The sequence below is a fragment of the Paraburkholderia sp. BR14312 genome (assembly GCF_040948675.1).
In the GTDB taxonomy this organism is placed as follows: Bacteria; Pseudomonadota; Gammaproteobacteria; order Burkholderiales; family Burkholderiaceae; genus Paraburkholderia; species Paraburkholderia nodosa_A.
The window spans coordinates 1-2,133 of record NZ_JBFPKI010000050.1 but is presented as its reverse complement, the minus strand read 5'-3'; the positions used below and the strand labels follow the sequence as shown (position 1 = coordinate 2,133).

The following is a 2,133-nucleotide window of genomic DNA, read 5'->3' as shown; positions in this document are numbered from 1 at the left end:
CAAGGATCTCGACAAAAAGCTCATGCGTTACATACGTCAATACAACAAGCAGGCGATCCCATTGAAATGGAAGTACTCCGATCCATCGCGACGAATCCGGTGCAATTCATCTGGTTCAATGGACTAGCAGGGCGCGCGGTATGCGCGGCCGCTTGGCGATAACCGTTCTGGGCGTTTACGGCGTCGGGCCTCGCAGCGTCCGGCATCTTTCTTGGGAAAACTGGGTGTCGTGGACCACGCGCTATAGCGCCGATGGTTTGCCTGTCCCAGCGGTGCTGAAGTCAGCGCGACCGAGAGGTATCTAGCCGTCGTTGCCTAACGCAACGACGGCTCAGAAGCACACTGACGATCGGGAGACGGATGCAAACACTCTGTCGAGCACAGTAAATCTTTGATGTCGTTGCTCCGCGCTACGATTCGCTCATGCCAGTTAAAAAGAGGTGCGTGGGCCCCTTCGCGAATCGCATCAAATTCACGCTTGCATAGCTTGACAAATTGATGGTGTCCCTGCGTCAGGTATGATGGCCATGCATCGGCAAGCCTTTGCTCGTGCACGTTACATATCTCATACCTTCGATTGATTCCATGCGAAACGGGGACGATTGTGCCGTTCGATTGCAGCACGATCGCTCTAAGCATTGAAGCGGATGTGTCGCCACCTGAATTGACGACGTCTGAAGCGAAGACGAGCTCCGGTCTCTCCAGCACTGTGTTCCGGTGCAGCAAATCGATCTGGATAGCCATGCAATCGCCGTACTTATGCAGCAGTGCCATGGCAATCAGGTAAGCACGGCCTGCCACATCGAACGCTGGCGGATCACCAGGCATCGTTTCGACAGCGCGCCCGCTCAGTTCCAAAGGGTGAATTTGAAGCAGGATGGCATTGTTTCTTGCGGCAAATTCCGCCACCCAAAGAAGATGTTCCCATGTATAGCGGGTAAGCGTATGGATAAATCCAAATCTGATACCGGCGCGTCGCACGTTCACCAGTCCAGCCGCCATCCGTTGAAACGCCCGCGTCGATCCGCGCATGGCATTGTGGAGAGCTGGCGGCCCGTCAAGGCTGATTGCCAGCAGGTCTACGCGATCGCGTAGAGAATCAAGGCGCTCACGATCTAGAAAAAATCCGTTTGTCGTGACGGTCGTAAGCATACCTATAGATTTGGAATGACCGAGAAGCTCCCCAAGACCACGGTACAACATGGGTTCTCCACCTGATACTGATACGACGCGATACCCTAAACTCGCCGCATCCGACACGGCTTCGCAAACAAGCGCAACATCGAGAGTCATGTCTGCGGTTGGTCCTGAATTAGAGTAACAATGCTTGCAGGACAAATTGCAGCGTAGCGAAGGGTGAATTTGAAAAATGGGGAGTTGCCCACCGGTGATGGAATCATCCATGACACCCTCGTCATCTGCACGACTGCACTAGGGGCAGGTTTAATCCGACTGCTGGGCCGTCGTACCTAATTCGACCGTCACGCCAACCGAGTCGACCACCGGAATACCATAAGGGAAGACGTATATACCATTGAGTCTTGGTGTTTTGGTCACAATGTCTTTCAGAACGGATCCCAAAGTTTTTGCATCAAGCACCCCTTTCACGGTCAGTCCGTCGACTACTGGTGCAATACCTCTCGGAAACACTCGGATGTTTTGAAATCCTGATGTGTATAGCCCGGCAGCAATGGTGACAAGTTCCGATAGATTGTCGTCATCTAATCCACTGAACCGGAGTGCTTTTAACAGTTCCTTCTCAAACATCTGTGTGGGCACGGGAGTAGTAGCCATTGTCGTCTCCTATAGGATTAGGCCTTTAGGTGTTTCACGAGAAAATCCAGTTGAGTTTCAATCGATTCAGAGTTGCAAACAGATGGACCAGGCGAAGACACTCGCTCACGATGCCGATAGTTGCGCAAGACACGGAGATCGCCACACAACACAAGAGGCAATACTGATGCTGAGTGTTCGTCAAGGGACAAGGCGATGGAGTTAAGAAAACTCTAGCAGGCTGTTGAAATACACTTCGCTGATACGCGGCCCATCGTTCCAACGAGCCGCCGCGCGAGGTTGGTCCATGTCGATTTGATGCCGGATGTCCTTAACTCAGGTGGAACCAATGTCATCTTC

The 2,133-nt window shown here is 52.6% G+C and carries 2 protein-coding genes and 1 pseudogene; 1 reads left to right on the top strand and 2 read right to left on the bottom strand.

The window, feature by feature from the left end:
- Nucleotides 1–127 (top strand): annotated as a pseudogene (locus tag AB3X98_RS41920) (IS630 family transposase); the annotation flags it as partial.
- A 188-nt stretch (nt 128–315) separates the two neighbouring features.
- Here the strand turns inward: AB3X98_RS41920 and AB3X98_RS41915 are convergent.
- On the bottom strand, nt 316–1,404 hold the full coding sequence (locus tag AB3X98_RS41915) for a radical SAM/SPASM domain-containing protein (RefSeq protein WP_368607176.1): 1,089 nt from the start codon (nt 1,402–1,404) through the stop codon (nt 316–318).
- Nucleotides 1,405–1,443: 39 nt separating this feature from the next.
- The gene (locus tag AB3X98_RS41910; protein WP_368607175.1) at nt 1,444–1,794 is read right to left on the bottom strand and encodes a hypothetical protein; all 351 of its coding nucleotides are present in this window, start codon (nt 1,792–1,794) and stop codon (nt 1,444–1,446) included.
- Between the last annotated feature and the right edge of the window lie 339 nt (nt 1,795–2,133).

Bases quoted from the DNA above. Each gene is read 5' to 3' on its own strand.
- AB3X98_RS41915 (WP_368607176.1), bottom strand. From the start codon at position 1,404: ATGGATGATTCCATCACCGGTGGGCAACTCCCCATTTTTCAAATTCAC.
- AB3X98_RS41910 (WP_368607175.1), bottom strand. From the start codon at position 1,794: ATGGCTACTACTCCCGTGCCCACACAGATGTTTGAGAAGGAACTGTTA.